The organism is Nocardiopsis xinjiangensis YIM 90004 (genome assembly GCF_000341145.1).
In the GTDB taxonomy this organism is placed as follows: domain Bacteria; phylum Actinomycetota; class Actinomycetes; order Streptosporangiales; family Streptosporangiaceae; genus Nocardiopsis; species Nocardiopsis xinjiangensis.
The window spans coordinates 16,015-41,574 of record NZ_ANBE01000021.1 but is presented as its reverse complement, the minus strand read 5'-3'; the positions used below and the strand labels follow the sequence as shown (position 1 = coordinate 41,574).

General features: G+C 68.9%; 27 protein-coding genes. 10 read left to right on the top strand and 17 right to left on the bottom strand.

Annotated features, from left to right (window positions below; all coding sequences use genetic code 11):
* Positions 1-273 precede the first annotated feature (273 nt).
* Complete coding sequence (locus D473_RS0111105; protein WP_017609143.1) at positions 274-888, bottom strand: sigma-70 family RNA polymerase sigma factor; 615 nt, start codon at positions 886-888, stop codon at positions 274-276.
* A 318-nt stretch (positions 889-1,206) separates the two neighbouring features.
* Between D473_RS0111105 and purS the strand changes: the two genes are divergently transcribed.
* The 6 genes from purS to D473_RS0111075 all read left to right on the top strand — a co-directional run bounded on the left by purS (position 1,207) and on the right by D473_RS0111075 (position 6,598).
* Positions 1,207-1,452: a phosphoribosylformylglycinamidine synthase subunit PurS gene (gene purS / locus D473_RS0111100; protein ID WP_017609142.1), complete on the top strand. Its 246-nt coding sequence runs from the start codon at positions 1,207-1,209 to the stop codon at positions 1,450-1,452.
* Positions 1,453-1,665: 213 nt separating this feature from the next.
* Positions 1,666-2,139 (top strand): ATP-binding protein, encoded by a 474-nt coding sequence (locus D473_RS0111095; RefSeq protein ID WP_017609141.1) that lies wholly within the window; start codon positions 1,666-1,668, stop codon positions 2,137-2,139.
* A gap of 271 nt (positions 2,140-2,410) precedes the next feature.
* Positions 2,411-3,106 carry a phosphoribosylformylglycinamidine synthase subunit PurQ gene (purQ, locus tag D473_RS0111090; RefSeq protein WP_017609140.1) on the top strand — a complete coding sequence of 232 codons (696 nt, stop codon included), beginning with the start codon at positions 2,411-2,413 and terminating at the stop codon, positions 3,104-3,106.
* A gap of 102 nt (positions 3,107-3,208) precedes the next feature.
* Positions 3,209-3,742 (top strand): hypothetical protein, encoded by a 534-nt coding sequence (locus D473_RS0111085; protein ID WP_241474765.1) that lies wholly within the window; start codon positions 3,209-3,211, stop codon positions 3,740-3,742.
* Positions 3,743-3,833: 91 nt separating this feature from the next.
* A complete protein-coding gene (gene purL, locus D473_RS0111080; RefSeq protein ID WP_017609138.1) occupies positions 3,834-6,128 on the top strand; it encodes a phosphoribosylformylglycinamidine synthase subunit PurL in 2,295 nt (764 codons plus the stop codon).
* 230 nt (positions 6,129-6,358) lie between these two features.
* Positions 6,359-6,598, top strand: coding sequence for a hypothetical protein (locus D473_RS0111075; RefSeq protein ID WP_026126835.1), 240 nt, complete (start codon positions 6,359-6,361; stop codon positions 6,596-6,598).
* 10 nt (positions 6,599-6,608) lie between these two features.
* On the opposite strand, the gene D473_RS27675 is transcribed toward D473_RS0111075, so the two are convergent.
* The 6 genes from D473_RS27675 to D473_RS0111045 form a co-directional block, all read right to left on the bottom strand.
* Positions 6,609-6,812, bottom strand: coding sequence for a hypothetical protein (locus tag D473_RS27675; protein ID WP_017609136.1), 204 nt, complete (start codon positions 6,810-6,812; stop codon positions 6,609-6,611).
* A gap of 127 nt (positions 6,813-6,939) precedes the next feature.
* Positions 6,940-7,917 (bottom strand): glycine betaine ABC transporter substrate-binding protein, encoded by a 978-nt coding sequence (locus D473_RS0111065; protein WP_033353199.1) that lies wholly within the window; start codon positions 7,915-7,917, stop codon positions 6,940-6,942.
* On the bottom strand, positions 7,910-9,862 hold the full coding sequence (locus D473_RS0111060; RefSeq protein ID WP_033353211.1) for an ABC transporter permease: 1,953 nt from the start codon (positions 9,860-9,862) through the stop codon (positions 7,910-7,912). The genes D473_RS0111065 and D473_RS0111060 overlap by 8 nt, the downstream gene beginning before the upstream one ends.
* A 1-nt stretch (position 9,863) precedes the next feature.
* Positions 9,864-11,039 (bottom strand): quaternary amine ABC transporter ATP-binding protein, encoded by a 1,176-nt coding sequence (locus tag D473_RS0111055; protein WP_026126832.1) that lies wholly within the window; start codon positions 11,037-11,039, stop codon positions 9,864-9,866.
* A complete protein-coding gene (locus tag D473_RS0111050) occupies positions 11,036-12,610 on the bottom strand; it encodes a GMC family oxidoreductase (protein WP_017609132.1) in 1,575 nt (524 codons plus the stop codon). Before D473_RS0111050 ends, D473_RS0111055 begins: the two co-directional genes overlap by 4 nt.
* A 252-nt stretch (positions 12,611-12,862) precedes the next feature.
* A complete protein-coding gene (locus D473_RS0111045) occupies positions 12,863-14,320 on the bottom strand; it encodes an aldehyde dehydrogenase family protein (protein WP_026126831.1) in 1,458 nt (485 codons plus the stop codon).
* 358 nt (positions 14,321-14,678) lie between these two features.
* On the opposite strand from D473_RS0111045, the gene D473_RS0111040 reads away from it, so the two are divergent.
* Entirely contained in the window at positions 14,679-15,341 is a 663-nt protein-coding gene (locus D473_RS0111040; RefSeq protein WP_017609130.1) for a class II aldolase/adducin family protein, read from the top strand.
* A gap of 324 nt (positions 15,342-15,665) precedes the next feature.
* Here the strand turns inward: D473_RS0111040 and D473_RS0111035 are convergent, their stop codons facing one another.
* From D473_RS0111035 to D473_RS0111015, 5 genes are read right to left on the bottom strand one after another with little or no spacing between them, the layout of a single operon-like run.
* On the bottom strand, positions 15,666-16,220 hold the full coding sequence (locus D473_RS0111035; protein ID WP_017609129.1) for a hypothetical protein: 555 nt from the start codon (positions 16,218-16,220) through the stop codon (positions 15,666-15,668).
* Between the two features lie 31 nt (positions 16,221-16,251).
* Complete coding sequence (locus D473_RS0111030; protein WP_017609128.1) at positions 16,252-16,797, bottom strand: hypothetical protein; 546 nt, start codon at positions 16,795-16,797, stop codon at positions 16,252-16,254.
* 27 nt (positions 16,798-16,824) lie between these two features.
* Complete coding sequence (locus D473_RS0111025) at positions 16,825-17,019, bottom strand: helix-turn-helix transcriptional regulator (protein ID WP_193373271.1); 195 nt, start codon at positions 17,017-17,019, stop codon at positions 16,825-16,827.
* Between the two features lie 34 nt (positions 17,020-17,053).
* Complete coding sequence (locus D473_RS0111020) at positions 17,054-17,902, bottom strand: ABC transporter permease (protein WP_017609126.1); 849 nt, start codon at positions 17,900-17,902, stop codon at positions 17,054-17,056.
* Positions 17,899-18,864 carry an ABC transporter ATP-binding protein gene (locus tag D473_RS0111015; RefSeq protein ID WP_033353209.1) on the bottom strand — a complete coding sequence of 322 codons (966 nt, stop codon included), beginning with the start codon at positions 18,862-18,864 and terminating at the stop codon, positions 17,899-17,901. The genes D473_RS0111020 and D473_RS0111015 overlap by 4 nt, the downstream gene beginning before the upstream one ends.
* A 256-nt stretch (positions 18,865-19,120) precedes the next feature.
* Between D473_RS0111015 and D473_RS0111010 the strand changes: the two genes are divergently transcribed.
* Entirely contained in the window at positions 19,121-19,525 is a 405-nt protein-coding gene (locus D473_RS0111010; protein ID WP_017609124.1) for a VOC family protein, read from the top strand.
* A gap of 219 nt (positions 19,526-19,744) precedes the next feature.
* On the opposite strand, the gene D473_RS0111005 is transcribed toward D473_RS0111010, so the two are convergent.
* The 4 genes from D473_RS0111005 to D473_RS0110985 all read right to left on the bottom strand — a co-directional run bounded on the left by D473_RS0111005 (position 19,745) and on the right by D473_RS0110985 (position 22,408).
* Positions 19,745-20,869, bottom strand: a complete 1,125-nt coding sequence (locus tag D473_RS0111005; RefSeq protein WP_017609123.1) for a methyltransferase domain-containing protein — start codon at positions 20,867-20,869, stop codon at positions 19,745-19,747.
* A 213-nt stretch (positions 20,870-21,082) separates the two neighbouring features.
* Entirely contained in the window at positions 21,083-21,274 is a 192-nt protein-coding gene (locus D473_RS27670; RefSeq protein WP_017609121.1) for a hypothetical protein, read from the bottom strand.
* 79 nt (positions 21,275-21,353) lie between these two features.
* Complete coding sequence (locus D473_RS0110990) at positions 21,354-21,566, bottom strand: DUF397 domain-containing protein (RefSeq protein WP_017609120.1); 213 nt, start codon at positions 21,564-21,566, stop codon at positions 21,354-21,356.
* Positions 21,563-22,408, bottom strand: a complete 846-nt coding sequence (locus D473_RS0110985) for a helix-turn-helix domain-containing protein (RefSeq protein ID WP_033353204.1) — start codon at positions 22,406-22,408, stop codon at positions 21,563-21,565. The genes D473_RS0110990 and D473_RS0110985 overlap by 4 nt, the downstream gene beginning before the upstream one ends.
* A 238-nt stretch (positions 22,409-22,646) precedes the next feature.
* On the opposite strand from D473_RS0110985, the gene D473_RS0110980 reads away from it, so the two are divergent.
* Positions 22,647-23,186 (top strand): ATP-binding protein, encoded by a 540-nt coding sequence (locus D473_RS0110980; RefSeq protein WP_017609118.1) that lies wholly within the window; start codon positions 22,647-22,649, stop codon positions 23,184-23,186.
* A gap of 575 nt (positions 23,187-23,761) precedes the next feature.
* On the opposite strand, the gene D473_RS0110970 is transcribed toward D473_RS0110980, so the two are convergent.
* Positions 23,762-24,529, bottom strand: coding sequence for an alpha/beta fold hydrolase (locus D473_RS0110970; protein WP_017609116.1), 768 nt, complete (start codon positions 24,527-24,529; stop codon positions 23,762-23,764).
* Positions 24,530-24,664: 135 nt separating this feature from the next.
* On the opposite strand from D473_RS0110970, the gene D473_RS0110965 reads away from it, so the two are divergent.
* Positions 24,665-24,889, top strand: coding sequence for a hypothetical protein (locus tag D473_RS0110965; RefSeq protein WP_017609115.1), 225 nt, complete (start codon positions 24,665-24,667; stop codon positions 24,887-24,889).
* Positions 24,890-25,560 lie beyond the last annotated feature (671 nt).

Genomic DNA, 25,560 nt, shown 5'->3' with positions numbered 1-25,560 from the left:
AGCGCAAGACCCGGACGCCACCTTTTCCGTCCGGTCACCATGATCCAAGAAGCTTCGAGGGCCTCGATAGCAGGGCTTCCTAGGGCTTACAAGGTCTTCCGAGGACTTTGTGGCCGCTTGTCGGGAGGAGCGGCGGCCACGGCATCGGGGCCGCCACGAAGGCCGTGGCACAGGGCGGCCCGGCCACCGCGGGAGGCCGGACTGATCGCACTGGGGATCGTCACGAGGGGCTGCCGGGAACACGGAGCGCTCCCACCGCGCTCGGAAGCCGCCTCAGCCGGGCACGCGCATCCCGCGCTCGCGTCCGTAGTCGGCGAGCATCTCGCGCAGCTGGCGGCGGGCACGGTGCAGACGCGACATCACGGTGCCCAGCGGCGTGTCCATGCGCTCGGCGACCTCCTTGTAGGCGTAACCCTCGATGTCGACGAGGTAGATGACCTCTTGGAAGTCCTCCGGCAGCCGGGCCAGAGCCCGCTTGATGTCGCTGTCGGGCAGGTGGTCCAGCACCTCGGTCTCGGCGGAGCGCATCCCCGAGGAGCTGTGTGTCGCTGCGGCGGCGAGCTGCCAGTCCTTGATCTCGTCGGTGGTCTCCTGGCGCGGCTCGCGCTGCTTCTTGCGGTAGCTGTTGATGAAGGTGTTGGTCAGGATCCGGTACAGCCAGGCGCGCAGGTTCGTGCCGGCACGGAACTGATGGAAATTGGCGAAGGCCTTGGTGAACGTCTCCTGGACGAGGTCTTCTGCGTCGGCCGGGTTACGGGTCATCCGCAGGGCCGTGGGATAGAGCTGGTCGGCGAACGGCGTGACCGCGTCGGCGAAGTCGAGCGTCTGTTCCTTCTGGTGGCCGGCGCGCTCCTCGCGTGCCTCACCGGTCGTGGGAGTCTGGTCCATTTCGATAGTCGTCAAGATTCCCCCTCAGGACGACCGCGGACGATCTCTTCCACTCTGTTAGACGCCATGTGATGCTTCCAATGATGACACCAATGATGGTGAGACGGGTCACTGGCCTCCAGAAGACGGTTCCAGCGCGAGTAAAACCTCGGCGCGTCGGCTGGTCAACCGCTGGTCAGGACCCCCTCTCCAGCGCCCGGGGCCGCTGCCCCGTGCCGTACTCTGGCGTCGCCCCCTTCCGAGAGGGTTCTTGGAGGCCCCGTCATTCCCGGCGGCTCTGGGGGGCACACCCGTCGACTTCTTCCTGTGGAGGACCCAATGGCCCGCGTCGTTGTGGACGTCATGCTCAAGCCGGAGATCCTGGACCCCCAGGGCCAGGCGATCGCCGCGGCCGGTTCCCGGCTGGGCTTCGAGGGTGTGGAGCAGGTCCGCCAGGGCAAACGCTTCGAGGTCGAGATTGACGGTGAGCTCGACGACGCCGCCTACGCCGAGGTGCGCCGGATGGCCGAGACCCTGCTCGCCAACACCGTCATCGAGGAGTTCGAGGTCCGCCCCGCCTCCTGACCCGCACCCGGCACGACGAGCAGCGGGCTTTCCACTGGCGACCGGGCCGAAACCCGCACGAACCGGTACCGGAGCGTCATGAGTGCCGGATGTGTCCGATCACCGGACGGCCGTGCCCTGCAGGGCACGGCCCTTCGTTTTACTCACGAGGGGTCGGGAACGTCTCCATACGTGTCGAGCACCTGACCGACCAGGAGCACGAGAGGTGGACGCATGGACGCCGGTTTCTCGATCACGCTCCCCCGACAGGCGTACACGGTGGCCGTGGTACGCGACATCCTCGACACCCTTCTCGGCCGCGGGGGCCTGTGCCGCGGGTGTGTCGACGACATCCTCCTCGCGGCCTCCGAAGCCGGGGCCAACGCCGTCGAGCACGGAGGCCCCGCCCCCGACTACACGGTGGAGGCCGAGATGGGGCCCCGGTGGTGCGAGGTCCGGGTCTCCCACACCGGCAGAGCGCCGGACGGCACCCGTCTGGCCGAACGTTTCACCAACGAGACCGTGCCCCTACCGAGTCCGGAATCGGAATCGGGCAGGGGCATCGTTCTGATGCGGTACCTCATGGACGAGGTCGCCTTCCAGGACGAACCGCGCACCATGGTGGTGCTGCGCAAGCGCCGGACCGCCTGCGACCGCCCGCTGGAGTCGCCCCCGCCCGAGCGCACCAGCCGTTACGCCCTCCTCTGACCCGGCCGGGGCACACGTGTGACGCACACCATGGCGCGGGCCGTGTTCCTGTCGGGATCCACACCCCGGCCCCCGATCCGCCCTGCGGGATCGGGACGATCACACAGACCGGGGTGCTTGCGGAGCGGTCTTCCCCGTACTCGAGCACAGGCGAACGGGTACGCTGCAGTCGAAGGCACCGTCCGCCGCGTGACGTGGGCGGGGAGGCTCCACCGCGAGACCTTCCGAGCCGGACCGACCCCTCGCCGAACGACTTTTCCGGAGTGTGCACATGACAGCCCGCGTGGGCGTCGTCACCTTCCCAGGTTCCCTCGACGACAAGGACGCGGCGCGTGCCGTCGCACTGGCGGGGGCCGACCCCGTACCGCTGTGGCACGACGACGCCGACCTCAAGGGTGTGGACGCGGTCGTCCTGCCCGGTGGCTTCTCCTACGGCGACTACCTGCGCTGCGGGGCCATCGCCCGGTTCGCTCCCCTCATGGGCGAGCTCGTGCCCGCCGCCCGCTCGGGTGCGCTGCCGGTGCTGGGTATCTGCAACGGGTTCCAGATCCTGGCCGAGAGCCAACTGCTGCCCGGAGCGCTGACCCGCAACGCCTCGCTGCGTTTCGTCAACCGCGACCAGGTCCTGCGGGTGGAGAACACCCGTACCGCCTGGACCGGTGGTTACACCGAGGGCCAGGAGATCCTCGTGGTCCTCAAGAGCGGTGAGGGGTGCTACGTCGCCTCCGAGGAGACCCTCGACCACCTGGAGGCCGAAGGGCGGGTCCTGGCCCGCTACGTCGGCGAGGACCCGAACGGTTCCTACCGCGGTATCGCCGGGCTGAGCAACGAGCACGGCAACATCGTCGGGCTCATGCCCCACCCCGAGCACGCCGTCGAGGCGCTCACCGGTCCTTCCACCGACGGGCTGGGCTTCTTCGCCTCCATCCTGACCCACCTGGGTTCCCGCACGCCCGAACCGGCCTAGTCGTGTTTTCTGCATCATTGCGGGCCCGCTGCTGCGAGAGCCTTCTGAAAAACACTCCTTAGCCGCCGAACACGAACGACCTGGGGGACGATCCTGTCGATGATGGCGCTGCTGCGATCCCGAAGAACGATGTTCATCCTGGCCGGGCTGGTCATCGTCGGACTCGTGGTCTCCGGGGGGATCGGGCTCGTGCGGTCGATGTCCACCGTCGCGCAGACCGGCCCCGCCCCTGGACAAGGACAGCCGGGTGGTGGCGGCGAGGGTGAACAGACCGATCCCCTCGAGGCACCGGAGGCCGGCACGCTCGGCCAGGCCCCGGACGGGCTGGAGTACTCCTCCGAGGACGACGACGTCGAGTGCAACCCGGCCGAGTGCGTCCGGATCGTCTCGGTCATGGGCACCGACGAGGACACCGACGTCTCCTCCGACGAGGCCGTCGAGGCGGTCTACGACCAGCTGCGGGGGCAGGACTGGGGCCAGCTCCTTCCCCAGGGCGCCGAGGAGCCTTCCGACGTTCCCCAGAGCGAGACCATCATGACCGACGGCGAGGTCATGGTCGCCGACGCCACCGAGCACGGGTCCGACGGTGCCGTCGCCGTCCTCATGCTCGGCAACGCCAACCCGCCCGCCAACTGATCCGCGCCTCCCCCGGCCGGAGCGCCCTCTGTGCCGGCCGGGTGGGCGGCACGGCCCGGTTCACAACCGCACACTCCGAACGGAACGACGTATGTCTGAAGTACCCGGTCCCGACACCGTCTCCGCGGCGCTCGACCAGCCGGACACGCCGCAGCCCTATGCCGAGCTCGGTATGGCCGATGACGAGTACGCGCGGGTCCGCGAGATTCTGGGCCGCCGCCCCACCGCAGCCGAACTGGCCATCTACTCGGTGATGTGGAGCGAGCACTGCTCCTACAAGTCCTCCAAGGTGCACCTGCGCCAGTTCGGGGAGAAGGCGCCCGAGAGCGACGCCCTGCTCGTGGGCATGGGCGAGAACGCGGGTGTGGTCGACGTCGGGGACGGCCGCGCCGTGACGTTCAAGATCGAGTCGCACAACAGCCCCTCCTACGTGGAGCCGCACCAGGGCGCGGCCACGGGTGTGGGCGGCATCGTCCGCGACATCCTGACGATGGGCGCACGCCCGGTCGCCGTCATGGATGCGCTGCGCTTCGGCCCGCCCGACGCCGACGACACGAAGCGGGTCCTGCCCGGGGTCGTCTCCGGGATCTCCTCCTACGGCAACTGCCTCGGGCTGCCCAACATCGGCGGTGAGCTCGGCTTCGACCCCGGCTATCTCGGGAACCCGCTGGTCAACGCGTTGTGCGTGGGGGTCATGCGGCACGAGGACATCAAGCTCGCCGAGGCGCCCGGCCCTGGCAACAAGGTCGTGCTGTTCGGCGCCACGACCGGCCCGGACGGGATCGGCGGCGCTTCGGTACTGGCCAGCGCCAATTTCGACGAGGACTCGCACACCAAGCGTCCCAGCGTGCAGGTCGGCGACCCGTTCATGGAGAAGCTGCTCATCGAGTGCAGCCTGGAGCTGTACGGCAAGAACCTCGTCGTCGGCATCCAGGACCTCGGCGCGGCCGGGGTCTCGTGCGCGACCACCGAGCTGGCCGCGGGCGGGACCGGCGGCATGGACATCCAGTTGGAGCGCGTGCCGCTGCGCGATCACCGGCTCACCCCCGAGGAGATCCTCATGAGTGAGTCGCAGGAGCGCATGATGGCGGTCGTGGAGCCGGGGAAGATGCAGGACTTCCTCGCGATCTGCGAGAAGTGGGGGATCCTCGCCGCGGAGATCGGCGAGGTCACCGACGTGTCCGAGGAGGAGGCCGAGCGCGGCGGCCGCCTGGTGATGACCTGGCACGGGGAGACGATCGTGGACATGCCTCCGCGTACCGCCTCCGACGAGGGCCCGGTCTACCAGCGGCCCTACGAGCGCCCCGAGTCGCAGGACACGCTCCAGGCCGACGACGCCGCGAGGCTCCCGCGCCCGGAGAGCGACGGCGAGCTGCGCGAGCAGGTGCTGCGGGTGCTGGGTGCCCCGGGGGTGGGCGACCCGACGTGGGTGACGCAGCAGTACGACAGTTACGTGCGCGGTGACACGGTCGTGTCCGCCCCGCACGACTCCGGCATGATCCGCGTCTCGGACGACTCCTACCGTGGTGTGGCGCTGGCGACCGACGGCAACGGGCGCCACACGCGCCTGGACCCGTACACGGGCACGCAGCTCGCGTACGCGGAGGCCTTCCGGAACGTGGCCGCCACCGGCGCGCGCCCGCTGGCGGTGACCAACTGCCTCAACTTCGGTTCCCCCGAGGACCCGGGCGTGATGTGGCAGTTCGCGGAGACCGCCCGTGGCCTGGCCGACGCCTGCCGGACCCTGGGAACCCCGGTGACCGGCGGAAATGTCAGTTTCTACAACCAGACCGGCCAGAACCCGATCAACCCGACCCCGGTCGTGGGTGTGCTCGGTGTGGTCGATGACGTCCGCAAGCGCCTGCGGTCCGGGTTCGAGGCCGACAACGCGGTGGTGCTGCTGCTGGGCACGACCCGTCCGGAGTTCTCCGGTTCGGCGTGGGCCGACACCGTGCACGGCCACCTGGGCGGGCTGCCGCCGCAGGTGGACCTGACCGCGGAGGCCGCGCTGGGCGAGGTGCTGGCCGAGGCCGCCGAGCAGGGTTTGGCCGCGTCCGCGCACGACCTGTCCGACGGCGGTCTGGCTGTGGCGCTGGCCGAGTCGGCGCTGCGCGGCGGCAAGGGTGTGCGTGTGGACCTGGACGGCGACGCGTTCACCGCGCTGTTCAGCGAGTCCGGTGCACGTGCGCTGGTGGAGGCCACGGCCGAGAACGCCGCAGCGGTGCGGGCGCTGGCCGAGCGGCACGGCGTTCCGGTCACGGAGCTGGGCACGGTCGGTGGCGACACTCTGGCGGTCGGGCACCCGGGCGGGACGCTCGAGATCGCCCTCACGGACCTGCGGTCCTCCTATGAGGCTGCGCTGCCCGCGCTCATGGGCGGCGTGTAACCCCCCGCCGTTCTCCCGCCAGGCAGGGGCGTCCCGTTCACGGGGCGTCCCTTCGTCGTGTGCGGACGTGTCGGCACCGGGAAGGTCCCTGTTTCACGACGCAGGCGGTGGGCGGGTGTTTCCGGGTGGGTATGGGGCGGGAGAGGGCCGCTGCAGGCGGGGTCGCGGGCAGCAGCCGCGAGGGCACCGGTAGAACAAGAGAGGGCCGTCGTCGAGGAAGGAGCCGGTTCATGCGTGTAGGAAGACTCAGGGGTACGCTCGGCAGTTCGGACCGTCCCGCCAGCGCCCTGGGGTTCCGTAGAGTGCTCGCCGTCTTCGGTGCACTCGTCCTGCTCATCGGGGCGATCGCGGCGTTCGCGCTGACCGATCAGATGTGGCTGGGGATCCTGCTCGGCGCGGGGTTCGTGGCCGCGTGCGTGAACGTGTACTGGGTGAGTCGACGGCTGCAGCACGAGCGTCCGAACCGCTGACCCACCCCGGTCAGACCGTGATCAGAGGGACCCGGTAGTTCAGCGAATCCCCGATGACCGAGATGTCGCCGGGGTCGGATGTGACAACCGCGTAGCGCGTTCGCATCGACGTATGGACCACGGTGGCCTCAACGACGTCGCACGTCCCCGAGACACCCAGCATGGCTCCGGCTCTCTTCGCGTCGTCCTCCCCGAAGTCCAGGACCTCGGCCACCTTGACGATCCGCGCGAGTCCGGCTTGCCGGGAACNGGCGGGGACCCCCCCCGCCAGACCTGCGCCAGGACCGCAGCAGGAAGAAGCGGGCGGGGGCCGCCCGGCCCCCGCCCAGTTCACACAGCCGTCACCGGACGCGCTGTTCGTAGCCTTCCGGGAGCCACTCCCGCCACACGTCGGGGTTCTCGTCCACCCAGACCTCGGCTGCTTCCGTGGGGTCCATCCCTTCGTCGGCGATCATGCCGGCGACCTCGTTCTGCTGGGCGTTGGTCCACTCCCAGTTGTCCAGGAACCGGTAGGCGTGGTCGTCCTCCTCCACGAAGCCGGACCTGAAGATCTTGTTCAGGTCGTAGACGGGGTAATCGCAGTCGATGTACTCCAGGTCCGCGTCGCACCCGTCGTAGTGGTCGGGGAAGTCGACCTTCACCAGATCCAGTTGCTCATGGATCCAGTGCGGCTTGTTGGAGTAGAAGAGCACCGGCTCCTCGTTGGCGTACCGGCTCCGCACCTCGGTCATCTGGGCGGCCTCGGTGCCGGCGTAGACGATCTCCAGGTCCATGTCGAAGGCGTTGATCATCCCCTGGTCCTGGGAGACGAAGCCGGGCGCGCCGGCCAGGAACTCGCCGCTGTCGCCGGTCTCGGCGGTCCGGAACAGGTCGGTGTTCTCCCGCAGGCCCTCGTGGTCCAGGAGCTCGGGGTTCTCCTCGGCGAGGTAGGCCGGCATGTACCAGCCGATCACGCCCTCGTTGCCGGTGGAACCGCCGTCGACGACGGTGTCGTTGCCCTCGGGCCCGTACAGCTCGTACAGGTCCTCGTGGCCCCAGTTCTCCAGGATCACGTCGATCGCGCCCTGGTCCAGGGCCTGCCACGAGGGCTGCTCGTCGACCCTCATCAACTGGGTGTCGTAGCCCATCTCCTCCTCGAGGACGTAGGCCAGCACCTCGGCGCTGGCCTCGTAGCCGACCCAGCCGTTGACGGCGATCCGGACGAGGCCGGGGTCGCGGGCCATCTGGTCGGTGCGTACCGCGCAGGAGCTCACCATCAGCAGGGTCATGCCCACGGCCAGCAGGCGCAGCAGCCCGTTCTTCCTCGCAGAACTAGGCATGGGATGCCCTCCTTCCTTGCGTGAGGCGGTCCAGGAACAGCCCCAGTCCGACGATGGCCAGGCCCGAGGCCAGCCCCAGGCCCAGCTGGTTCTGGGCCAGACCGAAGACCACGTCGAAGCCGAGCGAGCCGGCACCGACCAGTGCGCCCATGACGACCATGGACAGGACCAGGATGATGCCCTGGTTGACGGCCAACAGGAGCGATCCGCGGGCCAGCGGCAGCTGGACCTTGGTGAGCATCTGCCACTTGGTGGAGCCCTGCGAGTCCGCGGCCTCCACGGCCCCGGCGGGCACCCCGCGGATGCCGTCGTTGACCAGGCGGATCACCGGTGGCAGCGCGAAGATGACGGCCGCGGCCAGTGCGGGGACGCGTCCGATGCCGAACAGGGCCACCGCCGGGATCAGGTAGACGAACGGCGGCAGGGTCTGCATGGCGTCCAGCACCGGGCGCAGGATCGTGGCGAACACGTCGTTGCGCGACATGAGCACGCCCAGGACCACACCCAGGGCAAGGGTCAGCAGCGAGGCGACCAGTACCTGGGAGAGGGTGTCCATCGCGTTGTCCCACACACCCAGCAGGCCCACGAGTACGAACGAGCCGGCGGAGAGCACGGCCACGCGCACGCCGCCGAAGATCCATCCCAGGGCCGCGGCCACCAGGACCACCAGCCACCAGGGCGAGCCGGTCAACACCTGGCTCAAGGGCGCGAGGACCCATTCCAGCGTCCACGTGCCCATCGCCGAGGTCGCTCCGCCGACGGCGCTCTCGATGGCGTCGTTGACGGCGTTGACGGGCGCGGCGATGTCGACGGCCCAGTTCCGGGGCCATCCGCCCAGGTCGAACGAGCGGCCGATGACGACCGTCGCCAGTACCGCGAGGAGCCCGCCGCCGAGGACCGGCAGGCGTAGCCGCTCGGGAACCCGGGGGGTGTGGGCGCCGTTGCCGACCGCGCCGGTGACCCGGTCCATCGCGATGGCCAGCATGACGATGGCCAACCCCGCCTGGAAGGCCTGGCCGACGTTGACCTTGGACAGGGCCTGGAAGATCGCGTCGCCCAGACCGCCCGCGCCGATGACCGAGGCGATCACGACCATGGAGACCGCGAGCATGATGGTCTGGTTGATCCCGAGCAGGATGGTGCGCTTGGCCAGGGGAAGCTGCACCTTGGTCAGCACCTGCCAGGGCGTGGAGCCCAGCGAGGTGGTCGCCTCGATCGCGCCCCGGTCCACCTCGCGAAGGGCCAGCGCGGTGATGCGCACCACCGGCGGCAGGGCGTAGACGGCCGTGATCACCGCCGCGGCCGGGTTGCCGATACCGAACAGCAGCACGAACGGCAGCAGGTAGGCGAAGGCCGGCATGATCTGCATGAAGTCCAGCGCCGGCCGCAGCCGACGGTGGAAGCGCTCGCTGCGTCCGGCCAGGATCCCCAACGGCAGCCCGAACAGCAGGGCGATGAAGACCGAGGTGATGATCAACGCCAGGGTCGTCATCGAGGCGTTCCACAGCCCGGTCAGGGCGAAGACGCCGAAGGTGGCCAGCACCAGCAGCGCCACGCGCCATCCGGCCGCGCGCCAGGCGGAGAGTACGCCCAGGGCGGTCACGCCGACCCAGGTGAGCGCGTCCAGGGCCTGGTTGATCAGCACGACCGCTGAGCCCAGGCCCACGGAGACGTAGTTGAAGAAGTAGAGGAAGAGCGGGCTGTCGTTACGGTTCTGGACGATCCAGGCGTAGATCCCGTCGAGCCAGGCCATGAAGCTGTCGCCGATCCCGGTGGGAAAGCCCCCGGCCCAGGACGGGTGGCCGGCCGTGCGGCTCACCCAGTACCCGGCGACCAGCACGGCCAACACGACCAGGGCCTGGAACCAGCTACGGCGCCACACTCCTTCGCCGTCGCCCGTAGCGGCCCCGCTCGGGGTCCTCGCGGGCTGTGTCATCGCGGCCATCTCACCCACCGTTCCCGGTCGGTGCGGTCTCGCCGTGGCCGTCCTCGGCGGCGGCGTCCGGCAGGTCCTCGGCGTTGTCCTCGACGATCGCCTCGAAGGCCCCCTCTTCCTCGAGCTGGTCCTCGGCGATGGCACGCAACACGTCGTCACGGCCCACAAAGCCCAGGAGCTCACCGTTCTCCTCGACCCGGACCGGAGCCACACTGGAAGCCAACAGCGGCAACACCTGCGAGAGCACGGTGCCCGGCTCCACGCTGGGCCCGTCGGTCTCCTCCTCCGGGAAGGCCTCACGCATCAGCCACCGCGCGGTCAGTACCGTCGTACGCGCCACGTCCGAGGTGAAGTCGGCCACGTAGGCGTTGGCCGGACGCCCCACCACCTCCTCGGGGGTGCCGACCTGCACCAGCTCGCCGTCGCGCATGATCGCGATCCGGTCACCCAGCTTCAGCGCTTCCTGCAGGTCGTGGGTGATGAAGACCGCGGTCTTGTCCAGCTCCTTCTGCAGCCGCAGGACCTCGTCCTGCATGTCCCGGCGGATCAACGGGTCCAGCGCGCTGAAGGGCTCGTCGAACAGCAGCACCTGCGGGTCCACCGCCAGGGCGCGGGCCAGGCCCACCCGCTGCTGCATACCGCCCGACAGCTGGCCCGGACGGGAGTTCTCCTGCCCGCCCAGACCCACCATCTCGATCATCTCGCGGGCACGCTCGTAGCGCTCGGCGCGCCCGACGCCGCGGATCTCCAGCCCGTAGGCGACGTTGTCGATGATCTTGCGGTTGGGCAGCAGCCCGAAGTGCTGGAAGACCATCGCGACCTTGCGGCGGCGCAGCTCCCGCAGGCGCTGCTCGCCGGCCTGCTCGACGTCCTCGCCGTCGAGCAGGATCCGGCCCGAGGTCGGCTCGATCAGCCGGGTCAGGCACCGGATCAGCGTGGACTTGCCCGAGCCCGACAGGCCCATGACCACGAAGATCTCACCCGGGCGCACGTCGAAGGACACATCACGCACCGCGACGGTGGCCCCGGTCTGCGCCGTGATGGTCTCCCGGTCGGCCTTCTCCAGGTCGGTTCCCACGACCTTGTCGGCGTTCTTGCCGAAGACCTTCCACAGGTTGCGGACGGAGAAGGTCACGTCCGTGGCTTCCGCCGGGGTATTGGGGGATTCTGCGATCGGGGTACTCATCGGGTCTCCTCGTTCTCGGCCAGGCGGTCCTCGCGGATCAGGTCCGCTGCGCGCTCGCCCAGGGTCAGGACCATGACCATCGGGTTGGGGGTGGGAAGGGTGGGAAAGACCGACGCGTCGGCCACGCGCAGCCCCTTGAGCCCGCGCACGCGCAGGCGCGGGTCGACGACGGCGCCCTCGTCGTCCGTCGCGCCCATGCGGCAGGTACCGGCCGGGTGGTAGACGGTGTGGGCAGCGCGGCGGCCGTACTCGGACAGCTCCTCGTCCGTTTGCACCTGCGGGCCGGGCGCGACCTCGCGTTTGAGCCAGGACTTGAACGGCTCGGTGGCGGCGACCTCGCGGGCGACCTTGAGCCCGTCGACGACGGTCTGCTCGTCGTAGCCGTCGGGGTCGGTGAAGTAGCGGAAGTCCAGCGCCGGGTGGACCTTCGGGTCGGAGCTGGTCAGGGACAGCTTCCCGCGCGAACGGGACCGCGGGATGTTGGGGGTCATGCAGACCGCGTAGCCCTCCTCCGGCGACTCATAGCCGAGACGCGCCGTATTGTCGTCGAAGGGGATCTGGTAGATGTGGAACATCAGGTCCGGGCGCGGGTCACTCTCGTCGCGGCGCACGAAAAGGGCCGCGTCGGAGTCCATGACGGTCTCCTCGGGCACCCGGCGCCCGGTCTCCCACATGATGATCGACTCGGGGTGGTCCTGCAGGTTCTCCCCCACACCCTTGAGGTCGTGGCGGGGCTCGATGCCCACGGCCGACAGCTCCTCGGCGTTGCCGATGCCGTTGAGCATCAGCAGGCGGGGGCTGTCGACGGCGCCCGCGGCCAGAACGACCTCGTGGCGGGCGTGGACGGTGACGCGCTCGCCGTCCTTGGTGGTGGCGCTGACTCCCGTGGCCCGGTCACCGTCGAACTCGAGCCGGTCGGCCCAGGTTTCCAGCATCACGGTGAGGTTGTCGCGCACACCCATGATCGGGTGCAGGTAAGCGACCGACGAGGAGGACCGGTACCCGGTGTAGGGGTCGTAGGCGATCGACAGGAAACCGGCGCCGTCCGCGAAGCCGCCGCCGTGGGAGGTCTTGGCGTTGAAGTCCTCCACGACCGGCACGCCCGCCGCCTCCGAGGCCGAGGACACCCAGTCCTTGACCATGTCGTTGCGGTCCTTCTCGGCGATCGGAACGATGTTGTTCTTGAGCCGGTCGGCGTAGGACTGCACGGTCGCGTTGTCCCAGCCCTCGGCCCCCGCGGCGACCCACTCGTCGAGGTCCTCGGCGAAGGGCCGGAAGCTGATGAGTGTGTTGTGGGAGGAGCAGCCTCCCAGGACACGGGCGCGCGAGTGCAGGATGTGGGAGTTGCCCCGCGGCTGCTCCGTGGTGGTGTACTTCATGTCGAGGTCGCCGTCGAGAACGCTGAGCCACTCCTTGAGGCGCAGCACGTTCTCGTGGTCGCGGTCGTCAGGACCGGCCTCGATGACACACACGGTGGTGTTCGGGTCCTCGGTCAGGCGGTTGGCGATGACCGGGCCCGCCGTTCCACCGCCGACGATGACGTAGTCGTACGTGTTCTCTTGTGTCGACACGGTCTGATTCCTCTCGTTTTCCATGCCTGGGGGGTATGCGGGGAAACCGACCTCTGGTGTCGTCAGGTTCGACGTGTTCTTCTCTTGTGGCCGGTTCTTCCGTTACGGCCCCGGGTCCCCGCGGGACCGGAGGGATGCCCGGCGACGTGTCGGACGGTCATGTCGCCGGGCAGTCGTCCGCCCCGGCGCGGCGACGCCGCACCGGGGCGGGGGGTCGGTCCGGGACGCCCAGGCGTCCCGCTCACGTCTGCTTCAGCCGAACCAGCGCTGCGGTTCGGGGGCGAGGTTGCGGTAGATGTGCTTGGCCTCGCGGTACTCGTCCAGGCCGGCGAGACCGAGCTCGCGGCCGACACCGCTCCGCCCGAATCCGCCCCACTCGGCTCCCGGGAAGTAGGGACCGTAGTCGTTGATCCACACGGTGCCGTGGCGCAGGCCGGCGGCCACACGCTCACCGCGGCCGGCGTCGTCGGTCCACACGCCGCCGGAGAGGCCGTAGTCGGTGTCGTTGCCGAGTTCGATCGCCTCTTCCTCGGTGCGGAAGCGCTCGACGGTCACGACCGGGCCGAAGACCTCGGCCTGGACGATGTCCATGGAGCGGTCGCAGTCGACGAAGACGGTCGGACGGTAGAAGTAGCCGTCCTGGAGCTCGGTCTCGTCGGGGCGCTTTCCGCCGACGAGGACACGGGCTCCCTCCTCGACGCCGCGCGCCACGGCCTTCTCGACCTTGCCCCGGTGCTCGGCCGAGACCAGCGGGCCGCAGCGCACGCCCTCGACCTGACCGCGGCCGATACGGATGGCGTCCGCGCGGCGGGCCAGTTCGGCGGTGAACTCGTCGTGGATGTCCTCGTGCACGATCAGGCGCGCGCCGGCCGAGCAGACCTGGCCCGAGTGGAAGAACGCGGCGTTGAGCGCGTAGTCCACGGCGGTGTCCAGGTCGACGTCCGGGAAGATGATGTTCGGGTTCTTGCCACCGAGCTCGAGCGCGATCTTCTTGACCGTCTCGGAGGCGGCCGCCATGATCCGGCGCCCGGTGACCAGGCCGCCGGTGAAGGAGACCAGGTCGACGTCGGGGTGCTCGGACAGGGGCGCGCCTGCCTCGGGACCGGTGCCCAGGACCATGTTGACCACACCGGCCGGGACGCCGGCCTCGGTGGTCAGATCCACGAGCTTGGCGGTGGTGACCGGGGTGATCTCGCTGGGCTTGATCACCATGGTGTTGCCCGCGGCGATGGCCGGGGCCACCTTCCAGACGAGCTGGAGCAGCGGGTAGTTCCACGGAGTGATCATGCCGCAGACACCCACGGGTTCGTACACGACCTTGCTCTGGATGCCCTCGGGCGTGGCGACGATGCGTCCGGCGTCCTTGTCGGCCAGACCGGCGTAGTAACGGAAGACGTCGGTGACGTCGTCGACGTCGATCCCGCCTTCCTCGATGGTCTTGCCGGTGTCGAAGGACTCCATGACGGCGATCTCGTGCCGGTCGCGCTGGAGCAGGTCGGCGATGCGGTCCAGCATGCGCCCGCGCTCGGCGGCGGGGGTGCGGCGCCAGTCACCGGCGTCGAATGCGCGCCGGGCGGCGGCGATGGCGTCTTCTGCGTCGGCGCNGCGTCCCCCCCGCCACTGGCCGTCGATGTAGAGGCTGGTGGCGGTGGTCGAACCAGGCTGGGACAGATACGTCGCCGACGGAAGGGTTACGTCGGGTTCGTTCACGGGGGCGGTGTGCCCGAGGTTGGTCGTCACAAACAGCCTCGTCTCATAGGACTCTTACGCATCAACATTCCCATTACCCCCAATGACCTGCAAAAATACCTTAATATGACACAAAGGACCGTGGCACGCATCACGTAACGTGCGTCGGGTGCGCGGGCAAAAGGTACCGACGTGACGCCTGTGGCCAGGGAGGACATACATGGATGACGATCCCTGGACGAGACTTTGGGACTGATTTAGGGTGACCTATAGTTAGGCTGCCCTAATAAGGTTCTGCTCGGTACCGACCGGACAGCACCCGCCGGGCCCGCCCGAGGGTGGGGAACCGCTCGCCCGTCCGTGACCATCCGAGGAACGCATGCTGCTCGAACCAGAACGCCGCGACGTCTGCCTGACCGCGCGCTCGGTCGCCGCGAGCGCCGGTGCCGCCCCCGGCGAGACGGGCACCGTGAGCGTCCGCCGGGGCGATCTCGTCGTCGTCACGCCCTCCGGAGTCGCCCTCGACCAGCTCCAGCCCGCGGACTGCCCCGTGATGTCGCTGGACGACCGGGTGCTCGAGGGCCGGCGCGAGCCCGCGGCCGAGGCCACCCTGCACATGGCCGTGCACCGCCGGTCCGCCGACCACGACCGCGACGCCACCGCCGTCATCGGTGCCGCCACGGTCGACACGGTCGCCGTCTCCAGCGTCCTGGACGAGCTTCCGCCGGTGCACCACCGCGCCGCCTCCCTGGGCGGAGCCATCGCGGTGACCCCTTACACGACCTACGGCACCGGGGACATCGCCGACCACGCGGTCAAGGCGCTCAAGGGCCGCGACGCGGCGCTGCTCGCCGACCACGGCGGCGTGGCGCTGGGCCGCGACCTGGCGCACGCGTTGGAGAACCTGCGCCTGCTCGACTGGCTGTGCGCCACTTACCTGCGCGCGGCCCAGATCGGCAGGCCCCGCGTCCTCACCGAGGACGAGCTCGCCGAGATCCGGCACCGCGACACCTACGGCTGGGCCGGCCCCGACCTGTTCTGATCGGGCGACGCAGGGAGCTACGGCCCCACGACGTTCACGCTCGGCAACCCCCCGAACCGGGCTCTTGTGTCCCGGCTCGATACCGACCGACCCGACTGTGCTGCGTGCGCGGCGATGACGAGGCCGTGAGCGCCTCGTTTCTGCCCGTTCGCCTGGACATGGGCGGTCAGGGCCGCGTGATGCAACGAAGTGGCCTCTGTGTAATCGAGTACCTCCATGTAGGTGAGGAACTCCGCGCGTTTTTCCTGGAGGCACAGGCGATACAAGCAGGTCGAGACGGTTCCGCGACTCGACCGCTCGGACCGGGTCGTCGACTGTTCGGGGTCAGCTCTCGGCGGGTTCGTCCATGTCATCGAGGACCTCGTCCGGCCGGGTCCAGGCCACGTAACAGGCGGGGAAGCACCCGTGGCACACGGCGGTGACGTACACCAACGGCAACAGCACCGCGAGCGCCACGGACGCGGAGAAGTCCGAGGAGAGGAGCGCGCCACCCATCCCCGAGGCCACGGTGAGCAGGGCGATGAGCGCCGCGTTGGTCACCCGGTGCCCCAGGAGCGAAGCTTGGTCGAACTCGGCGCGCTGGTACTCGTCCAGACCGATCTGCCTCGGCGTACACCGGGAAGCGATGCTGACCCTGCTGCTGAGGACGACGCTCAGGGCGGACACGGCGACGAAACCGGCGAACGGCAGGTAGGCCCAGGGGGCGGACATCAGGAGCGCGATGACGAAACAGGCGATGCCGAGCACAGTTGCGCCTGCCAGCGCCAGGACGGCTCTCCTGCGCCGGGAACGCAGGGCCCAGTAGGACCGTCGCTCCGGGTCCTCGATCACCTCCAGCATACGGCGTTGCTTCTTGGTGAGCTCTTCGACAGAAGTCACGGGACCTCTCCAGGGGGTAGGGGGTTCAGGTTCAGCTCTCGTCGGGTTCGCCCGTGTCGTCGACGGGTTCGTCGGGCTGGACCCAGGCCAGGTAACAGGCGGGCAGGGAGACGTGGACCATGGTCAGGACCCACAACAGGGTCAGCGCCAGTGTCGACGGGAACTCCACGTCCAGCGGTTCATTGATCGTGACCACCGCGACCACGACGAAGACCGTGATCAGCAGGCCACCCATGGTCTGTTGGGAGAACCGGTGGGCGGCATCGCGCTCGGCCCGCTGGCGCTCGTCGAGCAGGCGGTGGGGCAGCGACATCCGGGTGGCCCGGTTGAGCTGGGTCACCAGCAGCATCACTGCGGCATAGGCGACGGTGAAGACCCCGAGCACGGGGAACTTCATCCCGGTCGGCAGGTCCTGGACCCGCTCCGATCCGATGAGCATCACGGTGCCGGCCAGGATCAGCGCCAGGTACAGGAGCGTGTACAGGCGGCGACGGGTGCGCGAGGCCCACGCACGGCGGAGCCGGGGGGATTCGACCTTCCTCAACTTGGCCTGGTCCGAGGGGGACGGCGGCTGCATCTCTTGTCTCCTTCACGATTCGCGGGGTCACTGTCCGATGCGGGGGAAGGGCTCGGTGGAGAAGACGACCTCCACCGGCACCTCGAAGAACCCGGCGATACGCAGCGCCAGGTGAAGGCTGGGGCTGTACTCGCCGCGCTCCAGGTAGCCGACGGTCTGGTAGTGCACTCCCAGCGCCCCGGCCAACTGCCGCCGCGAGACACCGCGCTCGGCGCGCAGCATCGCGATGCGGTTGTGCACGGTCTCGCCCTTGCCCTCAGTAGGCACGCTTCATCGCCCTCTCCCTGGCCTCGCTGACCCGTGATCCGGACTCGCGCCGGGCCATCCTGCGCAGCACCCAGGGTGCGACGAGGAACCCGACCACGGCCCACACCATGAGTACACCCGCGGCCTGGGGCAATTCCCACGCACCCGTGGCCTCGAAGGCCAGCTGGGTCTCCGGCAGCAGCGCGGCGCGCATGCCCACGCCGGCCCAGTACAGCGGGAAGAGCATCCCGATCACGCCCGCCCAGGCGGGGAGGATGTCCAAGGGGAAGAAGAGGCCGGAGACGACCGTCAGTCCCAGGAGGGCCATCATGACCACCGCGACCGTCATGCGCGGGTTGGTGGTGAGCGAGCCCAGGATCGCTCCGTAAGGGGCCAGAGCCATGATTCCCAGGGCGCAGAAGCACAGCAGGGTGAGCAGCCCTGTCCACCCCTGGATGCTGAAACCGTCGACCAGCACCAGGGACGCCACGATGATCAGGGTCAACGAGACCGCGCTGGTGAGCAGCAGCTGGAGGCTCTTGCCGACGGTGTAGCCGATCATGCCGTGCGGCAGGGCCTTGGCACGCAACAACGTGCCGTCCTCGCGCTCGGAGCCGATCATCTGGGCGAGGAGCAGGAGTGTGTTGGCCAGGAGGAAGGCCACGCCCCCGGTCATGAGGTAGGCCGAGCCGTCGGCACCGGTCTCGTTGTGCTCGAGGTCCGCTCCGATCGCGACTCCGACGAACACGAGGGGATAGAAGATGTAGCCGAAGAGCTCGCTGGGGGTCGTGGACAGGCGGAGGAAATCGGTCCATCCCCGGGCCACACCCAGGCGCACGGCGTTCGTGGCGGGGTTCATCGGTCCTTCCTCTCGTACTCGGCGGCGTTCGCGGGACCGCCGGACCCGTGGCGGCGGACCAGGTCCATGTAGACGTCCTCGAGGGTGGCCCGGGTGACCCGCAGGTCGGTCACGGAGTCACCGTGGTCCGCGTACAGGCCGGCGACGAACTTCGCGGGTTCGCGGGTGCTGTGCACACTGCGCCGGCCGTCGACGGTCCAGGCGAGCTCGCTGTCCCCGCCGAGGTCGGTGGCCAGCTGTTCGGCGCTGCCGTCGGCCACGATCCGGCCTCCGGTGAGGACGAGGATGCGGTCGGCGAGCCGTTCGGCTTCGTCGAGGTCGTGTGTGGTGAGCAGGACGGCGGTGTCGTTCTCGTCGACGACGTCGTGCACGAGGTCGTGGAAGTCCCTGCGGGCCTGCGGGTCGAAGCCCGCCGTGGGCTCGTCGAGGAAGAGCAGCCGGGGCCGCCCGACGAGGCCGATCGCGACGTCCAGTCGGCGCCGTTGCCCGCCGGAGAGCGACTTGACCTGCTGGTGGGCATGGCCGGCCAGCCCCACGCGGCCCAGGAGTGTGTCGGTGTCGAAGGGCCGCACGCGCTCGGGGGTCGAGTAGGCGGCGTAGTAGCGGCCGAAGTGGTGCAGGAGTTCACGCACCCGCCACACGCCGTGGTCGCGCCAGGACTGCAGTACCACCCCGAGTTCGGCGCGCCAGGCCTCGTCCGCGCGGGCGGGGTCCTGTCCGAGGACCTCCACGCGGCCGGCCGAGCGGCGGCGGAAGCCTTCCAGGATCTCGATCGTGGTGGTCTTGCCGGCGCCGTTGGGGCCGAGCAGCGCCACGACCTCGCCGGCGCGCACGGTGAGGCCGAGGCCGTCCAGGACCCGGGTGGGCCCGTAGTCCATACGCAGGTCCTCGGCCTCGACGACCGTCTCCGTGGGGGTTCCGGTGGCGGAGTCGACGGCCCGGCCCGCCGGTGGGTCAGCCATGGTGGCCACAGCCCTTCCTCGTTTCGTCTGACCTCTTCGTTGTTATGTAGTAGGTGTACTACACAAAGGGGGAGGAACGCTATGGCGTGTCGGGCAAAAATGCCGCTTCGGATCACAAAATCGCAGGCCAAACCCGCACGAACGTGACCGCATCCGGCCACGGGAAGACAGGGGACGACGACGGGACGGGCCAACGACGGTCCGAAGGGAGACAATGGGCGCGACGGCCGTCGCCCCACTCCGTAGGAGGTCCGCCATGCGATGCAGCTACATCCGGCTCCTGGTCAACGACTACGAAGCCTGTTTCCACTTCTACGCCGACCTGCTCAAGCTCCCGGTCCTGTGGGGCGACGAGAGCAGCCGCTACGCCGAGTTCGACGTGGGATCACCGACCAAGTTGGCGATCAACCAGCGCGAGGTCATGGCCGAAGCGTTGGAGACCGACACCGCCGACCCAGAGTTGCCCCACCAGGACCGCCTCGCCGTGGTCTTCGAGGCCGAGGACGTCGACGCGACCACGGAACAGCTGGTCGCCGCCGGTGCGCGCCAGGTCATGGAGCCACGGGACTGGACGGCGTGGGGGGTCCGCGCGGCGCACTTCCGCGACCCCGACGGCTACCTGCTCGAGATCAACCACCCGTTGATCCCCCTCGAGGACTGAGCGGCGCACGGCCATCTCCACGGGGACGCCTCACGGGGGCACTTCTCGCTCCCAGGACCGGGCTCACCGGCCGGACCCGGCCCTGGGAGCAGCCCCGGCCCACGACGGAAGACGTGGACCGGCGCGCGGTGGGTTCGTCCGTATGGACGGCAGAGGTGAGAGCCGAGGCCGGTGGACCATTCCTCGCGGCGCTGCTGCACCTTCTGGGGAACCGACGACTCACCCGTCTGTGTCGACGAGGTGCTCCCAGCTCCGACCGAGCGGCTCGCACGCCACCCGGTAGAAGCCGTGGGCGGGATCGGCCTCGAGTACGAAGCTCTCCAGTCCGGGCATCCCGGTCTCGCGCAGCAATCGATAGGCGGCCGCCAGCTCCCCGTCCAAGTCACGGTCGCCGCCGCCGGTGACCGTGCCGTCCGGCCACAGGTAGGCCCACGCGGTCCCCGCGCCCACCCAGACGATCCTGTCGGGTGTGCCGTGGAAAGGTCGCAAGCCGGTTCCCAGACGCACCCCGGGCAGCATGAGCAGCAACTGGGTCATCATCCCGGAGCCGATCAGCTCCGCCGACCCGGTCGGGAAAGGTGTCAACTGTGCGGCCGGCTGCCCGAGGCCGGGAAAGGGCAGTTCACCGGGGCGTTGGGCGCGGTCGCGCATGAACGCTCCCTCACGTATGAACGGCCCGGAGAGCGAGCCGCCGCGGCGCCGCAACGCCGCGATCGGTGTGCTGTGCGCAGCCGGGTGCGGGCTCCAGGGCAGCACGAGGGCCCCGCCTTCTCTGAGAGCGCCCACCCACGAGTTCGGAATGCGGGTCGCAGCGCAGGTGGCGATGACCGCGTCGTAGGTTTCCCCGGTGGCAGGGGCGGCAGGTGTGGCCGCGGTACGCACGGTGACACCGGTTCCGCCGAGTCGTTCCCTGGCCAGGGCCGCCATACCGGGATCGATCTCCACGCTGGTGATCTCACCCTCTGCACCCACCAGCTCGGACAGGATGGCGGCGTTCCACCCGGTGCCGGTACCGATCTCGAGCACACGCATGCCCTTGTGAATCCCGGCCGCAGCGATCATGTCCGCCATCACTTGCGGGGCCGACGACGAGGAACTGGGCTCGTTGCGCGGCCCGGACCCGCCGTCGTTGGCCTGAGTGGTGACCGCGTCGGTGGAGTAGACCAGATGCGCCCACCGATCGGGGTCAGCGGTCCGGTACAGCGGAAGGCCGGTCGCGTCGGGCCAGACCATGTCCGGGATGAAGCGGTGACGGGGGTGGGCGACGAACGCGTCGCGGATCGCAGGGGTGGTGTCGAGGCGCTCCACCAGGACGTTGTGGAGGGCATCGAGGTCTGCCGTCACGTTTCTCCCGCTCCGTTGCATCCGCTGCAGGTGGACACCTCACGGTGGGTCCACCCGCCTCCGCTGCCGTCACCGTCGGACTCGATCACGACGGTGCCTTCGCCTTTGCACATGGAGCACTGGGCCACGGGAGTCTCCTGTCAGGGGGCGGGTAGCTGTTGTTCTACCCGCACGGAGACCTGAGCACCGGGTACGGTGGGCGAGGAACGAATCCTACCCGGGGGCTTTCTTCTGTTTCTGGTAAAGAGTTCCGGCGAATACGGCCCACACGATCAACGTGGCCATCGCCGCCGTATATCCGGCGACTCCGGACCACCACGCAGGGGCGTAGGCAGCAAACAGCACGCTGCCAGAGGTGAGGAGCGCGAACCCTACGTGCAGAAAGCGTTTGTCCAAGACGTTCACTTCCCCTCCTTCCGGTCACCAGCCCGCCTGGACGATGCAGTACCCCCACTACGCCTCCGGTAGTCCCGGCCCGGGCGGTTCAGCGAGTGTCGGTCATGGCCGTGCTCAGGAAGGCACGCCACTCGGCGGCAGAGAAGTGCAGGACACCCAGCTCACGGTGCTTGGTGTCCCGGACCCCAGTGACCGGCCCTTCTGCGACCTCGACGCACTCTCCGCGATCGTTGGTGTAGCTCGACTTGTGCCACGGGCCGGTAGGGACAAAGGATGCATCGGTAGTCGTGCTCGAAGTCATGATGGCCTTTTGTGTTCGTCGATCAGCGTCTTGAGGAAGGTCTGCGACTCGGACGTGGAGAGCGCGGATGCCTGTAGTTGGTCAAACGCTATCTCGTGTTCCACGATGTCTGCTTGGTCCTCAAAGAAGAGTCCGTTCGGAGGGACGTCGACGAACAGGGCTCGATCGTTCTCCTCGAAAGTGAGCAGCGAGAACCCGTAGGTGCGGGACATGCCCACGGACGCCGGCAGCACCTGGAGGTTGATCGAGGGCCGAGCCGCAAGGGTCAGCAGGTGATCGAGCTGGGCAGCCATGACTTCAGGGCCGCCGATGATGCAACGCAGGCAGGACTCGTCCAGGATCATCCAGATACGCGGAGGCGTCTCCCTCTCCAGGACATTCGCGTGCCGCTGTATGCGCGCTTCCACGCGCCGCCTGCGCTCCTCCTCGTCCGGAACGAAGCCCCGAGCCATCATCGCCTCGATGTAGTCCGGATGCTGGAGCAGACCGGGGATCAAGCCGACGGTGTAGTGCTGAATCTTCGCCGCCTCGTGCTCCAGCCCGTAGAAGGCACCGATGCTGACGTCCTTGTATTGGAACCACCAGGGTTTCTGCTTACGGGACGCCTTGGCGATGTCGACCAGGTCCTCGCGCAGTTCGTCGGTCGAACCGTAGAGACGGCACAGCTCAGAGACATCGGCCGAGTTCAAACGGATGAACTTGCCGGTCTCGATCCTGATGATCTTGCCGGGGTCCCATCCCATGCGCCTGGATACTTCCTCCTGCGACAGCTTGGCCTGAGAGCGGAGCCGCTTGAGCTGGCTTACCAAATGGCGACGGCGAACGGGGGAACCCTGGGCCACGGCTGTCTCCTCGTGCATGTAGCGAACCTGCCTCCCATCATCCCAGACGCGCAAACTCCACTTTTCGGTTATAGCGGTCTAGTTTTTTGCAAGTCATGGATTTTTCTTCCCTCGTGTATCACCATAAGTGGACAGTGGAGCAGGGCAACGAACCCGCCCACAAAAAAGGCCCTGGTGGGTGCTAGCACCACCCGCCAGGGCCGCGCCAGTGACCATGCTTGAACAAGGAGTCACCGACATGGCCATTATCCACCCAACCCCTACCCCCGCCTACCCAGGACGGCGATGGGAGGCCCGGCACTACCCCGGAACCGCGCCCACCTGCGCACGCTTCCGTTCCGAACTCCGCGGCGACCTGGCCACCCTCGCCGGCATCCCGCGCCAGGCACGCGAGGACATCGAGCTCTGCGCGAGCGAAGCATTCGCCAACGCAGTCAGGCACTCGCGCTCCCAGCACCGCGGCGGAACCGTGAGCCGGCTGCTGTCCACCCCACTCGTCATGGGCCCCAAGACCACCATGCGGCTCTGCGTCATCGACGAAGGCCCCTCGGGCCGGCCTCCGGCGCGGCCATTCATCCCACCGCAAGTGGACCAACGATCAGCAGAGGAATGGGAAACCACCGAATCCGGACGCGGCCTCCTGCTCATCCACCACCTGGCCGACGAATGGGGCACCCGCCCCTGGCCCCGCTCCGAGGCATCGAACACCCTCGGCACGGTGCTGTGGGCCGAGTTCACATTCACACGCGCGAGCTGCGTCTGCGGGGGTACGCGATGAGCACCGCGACACTGCCGACCGGCATACACCAGGTCCTGACCGCACCCCACGGCCAACGCTTCACCAAACCCGGGATCCCGCGAACCCACCAAGCACGCATGCTCGCCCAAATGGCCGACAACCCCCGCGTGCGCTACCGACAACTCCACGGAGAACTCCCCGCCTGGATGAACGCCCGGGAAGTGAACACCCAGAAAGAACGAACACCTCCGCGCCGGCTTCAGCAACCGCGCCCACGACCGGCCCCACCCACCATCCCGCGCCCCAGGACACCGAACGAAACCAACCCCAGCCCCGGCGCACAGCCCTCTTCACGCCCCCGCCCCTCGCGACCACCCGCGCCGATGCCACCGCGACGCCCGGGCAACCACCGCAAACCACACCGACGCACCGGATGGATCCTGGCCGGCCACACCCTCGCCGCCACCGCCGGAGCATGCGTGTACCACCTGTTCGGATTCCTGGGCTGAAACGCCAAGAACGCTCGCAGGGCTCTTGCTACCGGAGCCGGGTCCGACCGTCGAAGCCGGCGCCGGTAGCAAGAGCCACAGGGCCAGGGCCCATGGGTTCAGGGATCAGGAAGTGATGTGCTCCAGCAGGAGCTCGTTGACCCGATCGGGCTGTTCCACCCCGAGCAGGTGCGCAGCGCCGGGAATGATCTCGAACCGCACGTCGGCGATGCCGTCGGCCAGGCGACGCCCGTGCCCCGGAGGCAACAGCGGGTCGTGGGCCGCGGAGACCACCAGCGTGGGCGCCTTGATCTCCGGGAGCAGGTCGCGCTGATCCATGCCGACGAGGGCCTCGCACACGGAAACGAACCCCTCGGGATCGAGGCCGGCGACGTCGTCGGCCAGAGCGGTGGCCACCTCGGCACTCTGTTCGTACATGTCGGGCGTGAACCACGGCAGGACGACGTCGGCGGTGACGGCCTCCATGCCGGCGGTACGCGCACGCTCGGCGATCCGATCCCACCCGTGGATCCGCGGGGTGCGCGGCGCGGGGGCCAGCAAAACGAGCCGGTCGATGGTGCGGGGCGAGTTCACGGCGATCCACACCAACAAGGACGAGCTCAGGCCCGCGCCGACGGCCGAGACGCGGGTGATGCCTTCGGTGTCCAGGACGGACAGCAGGTCGAGGGCGAGGTCCTCGATCCGGTAGGGCCCGGGCGGGACGGCCGATCCGCCGTGGCCGCGGTGGTCGATCCGTAGGACCCTGTGGTTCCGGGTGAGCTCGGGCATCTGCGGTTCCCACACCGACATGCGTGCCCCGAACGGCGGGACGAGGAGCACGACGGGTGCGTGGCTGGGCCCGTCGAGCCGGTACTGGAGCGGGTTCACGGACATCGCACCTCCGGGTCGACTCGACCGCCAGGCTATCCGGTGCATTCCAGGCATCCGAGAGTGGCGCACCACCGTCCGCGTACGCGCCCTCCATCAACACGAGGGGTAGTGCACGCAGCACTCTGCGCATGCGCGAACATGGGTGTCATGGTGAGCCGCCCTGGCACCGAGGAGGAGAACGTGACCCCGACCTGGGACGACATCGACGCCGACGCTCTGCGCGAGACCATGAGGTTCTCGGGGGCCCTGTCGGAGGTGGAGGCGATCAATCTGGCGCTGCGTGTGTACGCGGCGCGGCACCGCAGCAGAGCGGAGGCCGGCCGGGAGCGCGAACGCCGCATCGCGCAGCGCCGTGCGAGTTGAGGTCTCAGTCCCGCCCAACCACGCGAAGGGCTCAGGCCCAAAGCACCCACGACGGCGCCGGGCCTCCCCCTCCCACAGGGGGCAGGTCTGCTCAGCCACAATCTGCGCGGGGTGCGCGCCCCCGGTGCCACAGAAACCCCGGAGCCTCCGCGCGTACCACGCGGTGGCCTCAGCCACCACGTCTACGCGGTCTCTGGACGCCCGGAGCCCACCAACCATCCGGGCACAGAAGCGCGCGAGCCCGCACGAGACCTTGGGCTCAACCGGGGGAAGGCCCCTCACCCCAAGAAAACGGAAGAGACAGAAACAGGCCCCCGCCCCAGGGGGTGTCCGCGCTCAACCACACAAAGAGCCGAGCCCCAGAGCACCTGCACGGTGCCAGGCCTCCCTCCCTCCAGGCTCTCTTCTCTTCTTTTTTCAGGGTGTGTTCGTGGTTTCCCTCGGTGCCCCCGTGCCCCGCTCCTGGGGCCGGGCTTGTCTGTGGCCGGGGTCCACACCCCCTGGCGTGCGGCTCTGCGCATGCCTTCTCCCACTCCTGTGGAAAGGGGCCTTCCCTCGGCCGAGGCCAAGGGCAAGGCGCGGGCTCACGCTCCCCCGTACATACGTGGTTGAGGGGCTCCGGGCGTCCAGAGACCGCGTATAGACGGCTGGGGAGACCACCGCGCGGAACG